Raw genomic sequence first — 772 nt, forward strand, 5'->3', positions numbered from 1 at the left:
CCAAGGACGCGGTGGAGCGGGTGTTCGAGCTGACGCAGGGGCAGCCGTGGCTGGTCAACGCCCTCGCCCACGAGATCATCATCAAGATGGGGGTGACCGGCGCCGTCACTGCCGGGCAGGTGGACGAGGCCAAGGAGCGGTTGATCAGGGCGCGCGCCATCCACCTGGACGCCCTCGTCGCGCGGTTGTACGAACCACGGGTGGAACGGGTGATCGGACCGATCGTGGCGGGAATTTGGCCCGGCACGGACACCTCTTTCGACGACGACGTCTCCTACGTGCACGATCTGGGCCTCATCCGGGGGACCCGGGATCTGGAGATCGCCAACCCGATCTATCGGGAGGTTCTGCTACGGGTCCTGGGCGACCGTACGGAGCGGTTCGTGAAGGCCGACCCACACAGCTTCGTGCTGCCGGACGGCAGGTTCGACCTGGAGCGGCTGCTGCGGGAGTTCGTGGTGTTCTGGCGCGAGCACGGGGAGGTGCTCATCCGGCAGGAGGGCTACCACGAGGCCGCCTGCCAGATCATCCTCATGGCCTTCCTGCACCGCCTGGTCAACGGCGGAGGCTATCTCGATCGCGAGTACGCCGCCGGCACCAAACGCCTGGACGTGCTCGTCCGCTGGCCCTACACCGGCCCCGGCGGCGAACGCCTGGTGCAGCGCGAGGCGATGGAGCTCAAGGTCTGGCGAGCAGGCAAGGACGACCCGCTGACCGAAGGGCTGGCCCAGCTCGACGGATATCTGGACCGGCTCAGCCTCACCACCGGCGT

Annotated in this window: 1 protein-coding gene; it reads left to right on the top strand. The window is 67.9% G+C overall.

Going from position 1 to position 772, the window contains the following annotated elements:
- Nucleotides 1-772, top strand: a 772-nt coding sequence (locus KME79_RS44320) for a hypothetical protein (RefSeq protein ID WP_219552679.1), incomplete at both ends; no start/stop codon positions are given.

This window comes from Nonomuraea harbinensis, from assembly GCF_019396385.1.
GTDB lineage: Bacteria > Actinomycetota > Actinomycetes > Streptosporangiales > Streptosporangiaceae > Nonomuraea > Nonomuraea ferruginea.